4 protein-coding genes and 1 pseudogene are annotated in these 6,631 nt (G+C 65.4%); 3 read left to right on the top strand and 2 right to left on the bottom strand.

From position 1 onward, the window contains the following. Window positions 1–250: 250 nt before the first annotated feature. Window positions 251–1,723, bottom strand: a pseudogene (locus A9D60_RS10720) (ATP-binding cassette domain-containing protein); the annotation flags it as partial. Continuing rightward, window positions 1,720–2,715: an HlyD family secretion protein gene (locus tag A9D60_RS10715; protein ID WP_065267577.1), complete on the bottom strand. Its 996-nt coding sequence runs from the start codon at window positions 2,713–2,715 to the stop codon at window positions 1,720–1,722. The gene A9D60_RS10715 and the pseudogene A9D60_RS10720, both read right to left, overlap by 4 nt. Window positions 2,716–2,889: 174 nt before the next feature. Here A9D60_RS10715 and A9D60_RS10710 point away from each other — a divergent pair, with 174 nt between their 5' ends. The 3 genes from A9D60_RS10710 to A9D60_RS10700 all read left to right on the top strand — a co-directional run bounded on the left by A9D60_RS10710 (window position 2,890) and on the right by A9D60_RS10700 (window position 6,567). After that, window positions 2,890–3,306, top strand: coding sequence for a c-type cytochrome (locus A9D60_RS10710; RefSeq protein WP_065267576.1), 417 nt, complete (start codon window positions 2,890–2,892; stop codon window positions 3,304–3,306). A 235-nt stretch (window positions 3,307–3,541) separates the two neighbouring features. Next, the gene (locus A9D60_RS10705) at window positions 3,542–5,644 is read left to right on the top strand and encodes a dynamin family protein (RefSeq protein WP_065267575.1); all 2,103 of its coding nucleotides are present in this window, start codon (window positions 3,542–3,544) and stop codon (window positions 5,642–5,644) included. Beyond that, complete coding sequence (locus A9D60_RS10700) at window positions 5,641–6,567, top strand: dynamin family protein (RefSeq protein WP_065267574.1); 927 nt, start codon at window positions 5,641–5,643, stop codon at window positions 6,565–6,567. The genes A9D60_RS10705 and A9D60_RS10700 overlap by 4 nt, the downstream gene beginning before the upstream one ends. The last annotated feature ends 64 nt before the right edge of the window (window positions 6,568–6,631 follow it).

The raw sequence follows: 6,631 nt of genomic DNA, 5'->3' as shown, positions 1-6,631 counted from the left end.
TCTACCTGCGCAGCGAACGCTGCAAATCTGTAGTGCGACCTCAAGGCAAACAGACTGGGGCAGCGACGATAGAAAATCCATATCCTGAAAGGACAAGCTCCATTTGCGTGCCGCGCTGGCATCCATCTACCCAACTCCAAAATACCGCATGAAAGCAAATGGCTACGAGTTTTCGTGATTAGCGCAACATAAATCGTTCACAAATGTTCTGAATTTTGGCCACTTTTTCACGTTCGAGCCCCTTGGGCCTATCCGCGGATTGCGATGCCATCAGCGCCTTGGGCGTGCCTTCTGCCAGAACCTTGCCCGCGTGCATGAAGGAGACCCGGTCGCAGCGTTCGGCCTCGCTCATGAAATGGGTGGAGACAAAGATCGTGACGCCTTCGTTGCGCGACAGCTCAATCAGCTGCGCCCAGAACATGTCGCGGGCCTCCGGGTCGACGCCGGAGGTCGGTTCGTCCAGAATCAGCACCCGCGGGCGGTGGATCACCGCAACCGCCAGCGACAGCCGCTGCTTGATGCCAAGGGGCAGGGCGGCAGCCAGGGAGGCGCTGTGCGCCGAGAGGCCGAAGCGCCGGGTCAGTTCGGTGACCCGGGCCGCGCGGTCTTTGATCCCGAAAATGCGGGCGTGCAGCTGCAGGTTCTGCTCTACGGTCAGTTCGCCATAGAGTGAAAACGCCTGACTCATATAGCCGATCTCGCGGCGCAGGGCGCGGTTCTTGGCGTCCACCGGCCTGCCGAACAGCTGCGCCTCGCCTGAGCTGATGGGCAAGAGGCCGGTTAGCATTTTCATGGTGGTCGACTTGCCGCAGCCGTTGGAGCCGAGAAAGCCGAAGATTTCGCCGCGGGCAATGCTGAAACCGACGTGGTCGACGGCGGTGAAATCGCCGAACCGGCGGGTCAGGCCGCGGGCGGTGATGACCGGTTCGCCGCTGTGCGCAGCCGCGGGCTGGAGCTGAACCGGCGGCGGTTTCCCTTGCGCGCGCAGCTGCCGGTAGGCGGTCTCGAGGTCTTCGGCCCCGCCCTGCAAGTCTTCCGGCGGGCCCTGGTACAGCACCCGGCCCGCATCCATGGCGACGATCCGGTCGAAGCTCTGGGCCTCCTCCATATATGCGGTGGAGACCAGCACTGTGAGGCCGGGGCTTTGCTCCCGGATGGCGCCGATCAGCGCCCAGAACTGGCGGCGCGACAGCGGGTCAACGCCAGTGGTCGGCTCGTCAAGCACCAGAAGTTTAGGGTCGTGGATCAGGGCACAGCACAGGCCCAGCTTCTGCTTCATGCCGCCCGAAAGCCTGCCCATCAGCCGGTCCGCAAAAGGTGCCAGCCCGGTGGCGGTGAGGAGTGATGCGATGCGGGCCTCGCGCTCTGCTGCGCCCTGGCCGAACAGCCGCGAGAAGAACTCGAGGTTTTCGCGCACCGAAAGCTCGGGGTAGAGGTTGCGGCCCAGCCCCTGCGGCATGAAGGCAATGGCGGGGCAGATGCGGTGCCGGTGCACGGCATTGCCGATGGATCCGCCCAGGACATCTATGGTGCCGGCCTGCAGCCTTTTGGCGCCGGTGATCAGGCCCAGAAGGGTCGACTTGCCAACCCCGTCCGGGCCGATGAAGCCCGCCAGCCGGCCCGGCGGCAGGTCCAGCGAGATCCCGTCCAGTGCCAAATGCTTGCGGTAGCGGTGGCTGACCTCCTCGATGCGTATACCGGGACTGTCTGCCGGGACAGTCATTTGAACAGCTCAGGCGGGATGCGCCGCTCCAGCGCTTCAGGCCATTCGCGGGCAGGGTCAAGCCGGATCACCGCGATGCCGCGCAGGCCGGTTTTCACATGCTCGATCCGCGCTGCCACCAGATCCTGCGGGATGCGGACGCGGACGCGGAACACCAGCTGCTCGCGCTCGCTGAGGGTCTCGACCTGCTTGGGGGTGAACTGAGCCTCTGGCGAGACAAAGGTGACGGTGGCGGGAATGGCGTAATCGGGCAGGGCGTCCAGCACAATGCGCGCCTCCGCTCCGATCGGCAGAAGCCCGGCCTCGCGGGCGGGCAGAAACACCTCCATATAGATGTTTTCCAAGCTCAGGAGCGTCAGGATCGGCGCGCCGGCGCCGGCCACCTCCCCCGGTTCGGCCAGCCGGTACAACACCCGGCCCGGCACCGGTGCGGTGAGGGTGCTGTCCTCGATCTGCGCGGCGATCCGGCGGACCTCTGCCTCTGCCGCTGCGATGCGGGCCTCTGCGGTGGCGACCCGCGCCTTGGCCGCACCGAGCACCGCCGCGGCGACCTGATGGGCGGTTTCGCGTTCTTCAAAGAGAGTTTCAGAGATGTTGTGACCGGCCAAGAGGGCGGTGGCGCGGGCCAGTTCGTGTTCTGCGCGGCGGTGCTCGCTCTGGCGCTGGACCACCAGCGCCTGCGCTTCGGCCTTGGTCTGGCGCGCCAGCGCGGCTTCGGCCCTGGCCCGGTCATGCGCCGCCGACAGCTCATCCGTGTCCATTTCCACCAGGATGCTGCCGGATGCCACCAGGCTGCCCTCGGCGGCCAGCACCCGGGCCACCCGGCCCGCCCGTGCGGGGGCGATTTCAACCTGTTCGGCCTCTATCCGGCCGTTGCCCTGGACAAAGCCATCGGGCAGGCCCGCGCCGTTGTCGGCGACAAACAGATACGCGGCGGCGGCGGCCAGCAGAACGGCAGCCGCGGCCAGCAGCGCACCGGCGGATTTGGTCATGGCAGGGCCTCCCGTCCTGTTGCGGCACCTGCGGAGCCTAATCCGGTTCTGCACGGCCCGCCTTGCTCTGGGTCAATTCTGCGCTGCCGGTTTGCCGCTATCATCACACCATGTGCGGCGGGCACCGGGTTCGGGCCGCGCGGCGCAGAGGATCCGGAGCAAAGGAGAACGGCGATGCTGATGCGGCTGGCAGTAACACTTGCAATGGCAGCAGGCCCGGTCTGGGCGCAGGAGGCCGGTGCCGGTGAGGGGAGGGACCTGTTCCTGTATTTCTGCGCCGAGTGCCACGGCAAGGACGCGGCAAGCCAGGGGCCGATGGCGGAAATGATGGCCCTGCAGCCGCCGGACCTGACCCGGCTGGCCGCGCGCAACAACGGCGCATTCCCCCTTGAGGCGGTAGCCAAGCAGATTGACGGCCGCCAGCCGGTTGCCGCCCATGGCGATATGCCCGTGTTCGGCCCGTCACTGGACGAGGATCAGTATATGGCTTTGGCCCTGCCGAACGGCCAGCCGATAATGGTGCCGCAGGCCCTGGGCAGCCTGATCACCTACCTGCAATCGGTGCAGCAAGGCGGGAGCGGGAGCGAATAGCCCCGCGTCCCTTGCGGATGGCCGGCGCAGCACACTGCTGACGCTCAAATTCCGCCCGGAACTCCCGCAAAAAGTTAAAAAAGTCTGAATATTTTACGCAAAGACAAGTTGTCGGCCACGGTCTGCCGCAATTTTGCCTTTGATGGCTGATTGTTCGTTAACCAGAAAATAAAGAAGGCAGCTTTGACCGCGAATTCATTCGTTGCTCGCACAGACCGACAAGGAAATTACCACTATGGATGAGACACCCGACCGCCAGCCGGCTGGCTTTGGACGTTTTCCCTTTTTGCGTAACGGCCAGGACAGCCTTGCCGGGCTTGCAGGCGAGATTGTGGAGCTGAAGGACCTGCTGCTGGACATTCAGGCGCTGGAAGCCAAGGGCAGCCGCAGCCAGATCGCCCGGCAGCTGAAAGAGCTCGACGAGTTCAAGCCCAGCGTCACGATGATCGGGCAGATCAAATCCGGCAAGACCTCCCTGGTCAATGCGATGGTGGCCCGTCCCGGGCTGCTGCCTGCCGATGTGAATCCCTGGACCTCTGTTGTCACCTCGCTGCATCTGAATGCGCCGCGCAAGGATGGCGACCCGGTGGCCTCCTTTCAGTTCTTCAACGGTGATGAATGGGATCATCTGGTCTCCAACGGCGGCCGGATCGGCGAACTGTCGATGCGGGCGGGCGCCGATGAGGAGCTGCAGAAGATTCAGGCGCAGATTACGGAAATGCGCGAGAAGACCCGCAAGCGGCTGGGGCGGCGGTTTGAGCTGCTGCTGGGCCAGAAGCATGATTACCGGCATCTGGATGACGACCTGATGCAGCGTTATGTCTGCCTGGGCGATGATTTCGAGATGGCGGGCAGCAGCGACCAGCAGGGCCGGTTTGCCGATATCACCAAATCCGCCGACCTGTACCTGCCGCTGCCGTCGCTGCCGGTGCCGCTGTGCCTGCGCGACACGCCCGGCGTCAACGACACCTTCCTGATGCGCGAGCAGATCACCATCAAGTCGCTGCGCAACAGCCGCCTGTGCGTGGTCGTGCTGTCTGCCTCGCAGGCGCTGAGCTCTGTCGACATGGGGCTGATCCGGATGATCTCCAACGTGCGGTCGGAAGGGATCGTGATCTTCGTCAACCGGATTGATGAGCTGTCGGACCCGGAGACCCAGATCCCCGATATCCGCGACAGCATCCTGGCGACGCTGGAGAAGATGAACGGGCCGGAAAATCCCAAAATCGTCTTTGGCAGCGCGTTGTGGGCCAATGCGGCGCTGGCGCCGGACACCCATCCGCTGGGAGAAGACAGCGCCGCCGTGCTGCGGCAGTACGCCGGGGCGGAGGCAGGCGCAGACGGGCAGGATGTGCTGAGCGACCCGGCGCTGATGTGGCAGCTCTCCGGCGTGCCGGAACTGTTTGAAACCATTGGCGCGCGGATTGCCGAAGGCGCCGGCGCGCGGCTGCTGTCCGAGGTGCGCCAGCGGGCCGCCAACCAGGTGTCCAGCATGAAGGCGGCCTCGACCGTGGCGTCGATGCGGATCGACGGCAACCGGATTTCGGTGATTGAGCCCGCCGCGCTGAGCCAGCTGCTGCGGCGGCTGGAAACCGTGAGCATGGCGCAGATGGATACCGCGCTGGACCAGGTGTTCGCCACTTTCTCCTCGCGGGTGGATCAGGCGCACAACAAGTTTCTGGAGCGGGCGGTGGCCTCGTTGCTGCAGCATCTGGAGAACTACGGCGAAAACGAAACCTGGCAATATGCGCCGGACGGGCTGCGGATCCTGCTGCGGTCCAGCTATCAGGTGATGCGCAAGAACCTGATGGCAGCCTGCACACAGGTCTACAGCGATGCGGCCTCGGCGATCCATGACACCTATCAGCAGGCGGTCTCCATTCAGGTCAGCGATTTCCGTATTGCGCCTGCTGCGGTGCCAGAGGTGCCGCCGCCGGTGGCGATCGGCGCCACCATCGCGCTGGATCTGCAGACCTCCTGGTGGAAGGGCTGGTGGCAGCGCCGCCGCGGATACCGCGCCTATGCCAGCGGCTATTACGACCTGATCAAGGCGGAGACAGCGCCGATCATTCATGAGCTGAAGGAACAGCAGGCGGCGGAGATCCGGCAGGACGCCCGCGAGCGGCTGATGGCGTTCTTCACCGAGCAGCGGGAGCTGCTGATGGATGTGGCGGAGAAAACCCGGATCAGCATGAATGACCTGAACACCCTGTTCGGTATCAGCGCCCAGCAGGAACGGGCGGAGCTGCTGGAGCTTCTGCTGAAGGAACTGGCATATGAAGACGCGGAGCCGGTCGCAGAACCGGCCCGGACAGCACGTGAAGGAGCGGCGGCATGACAAACCCGCAGCCATTGGACCGCAAACCCCGTGTCGCCATCATGGGCGAATTCAGCGCGGGCAAGAGCACCCTGTCGAACCTGCTGCTGGGGCGGCGCATCCTGCCGGAGAAGGTCACTGCAACCCGGTTGCCGCCGGTCTGGATCACTGAAGGAGAGACACCGCCGTCGCGCAAGGCGCTGGACGGCAGCCTGCATCCGGTGTCGCTGGAGGCGCTGGAAGCGGTGCCGCTGGAAGAGACGCTTTATGTGCAGATCAGCTGCGAGGCGCCGGTGCTGGAAGCCCGCGACCTGATCGACTTCCCCGGTATCTCCGATCCCAACATGCCGCCCGAGGTCTGGGAACGGATGCTGGAAGAGGTGGACTGCGTGCTGTGGTGCACCCATGCGACCCAGGCCTGGCGCCAGTCGGAGGCGGCGGCCTGGGGGCTGGTGCCGGAAGCGGTGCGCCAGCGCAGCCTGCTGCTGATCACCCGGTTCGACAAGCTGACGACGCCGCTGGACAAGCTGCGGGTGCAGACCCGGGTGTCGCGCGAAACCGAAGGCCAGTTTGCCGGCGTCTGCCCGATTTCGCTGACCCAGGCACTGGACGCGGATCCGGAGAGCACGGAATGGGAAACCTCTGGCGCGCAAGGGTTTGCCGCGGCGCTGGAGGCCATTGTGGCGGCTGCCCGGGATGGCAGCACCCCTGCGGTGCAGGAAACCGCCCCGGCTGCTGCTGCCCAGCCGGTGCAGCAGCCTGCAGCGGCGGAACCGGCGGCAGCAGCCGAAGGCACGCCGCAAGCGGACAGCCCGCAGGAGGTGCAGCCCGGCCGCGTCATGCCGCGCCGGGTGCGCCCCCAAGGCGCCAAGCGCACCCCGCGCCCGGAAGGGCGCCCGGATGCGGATCTGGCAGCGCTGCGCAGGGAATTGCTGGAGAGCTGAAAAAAGAGGCTTGTAATCCCGCGCCCGTTACGGTTGTGAATTGACCTGCGGGCCGGGCAGAACC

It is taken from the genome of Leisingera sp. JC1 (assembly GCF_001679925.1).
GTDB lineage: Bacteria > Pseudomonadota > Alphaproteobacteria > Rhodobacterales > Rhodobacteraceae > Leisingera.
This window is presented reverse-complemented; position numbering and strand designations above follow the sequence as displayed.

Excerpts from the sequence above, each read along its gene's own strand:
- A9D60_RS10715 (WP_065267577.1), bottom strand. The coding sequence starts at position 2,715 with ATGACCAAATCCGCCGGTGCGCTGCTGGCCGCGGCTGCCGTTCTGCTG.
- A9D60_RS10710 (WP_065267576.1), top strand. The coding sequence starts at position 2,890 with ATGCTGATGCGGCTGGCAGTAACACTTGCAATGGCAGCAGGCCCGGTC.
- A9D60_RS10705 (WP_065267575.1), top strand. The coding sequence starts at position 3,542 with ATGGATGAGACACCCGACCGCCAGCCGGCTGGCTTTGGACGTTTTCCC.
- A9D60_RS10700 (WP_065267574.1), top strand. The coding sequence starts at position 5,641 with ATGACAAACCCGCAGCCATTGGACCGCAAACCCCGTGTCGCCATCATG.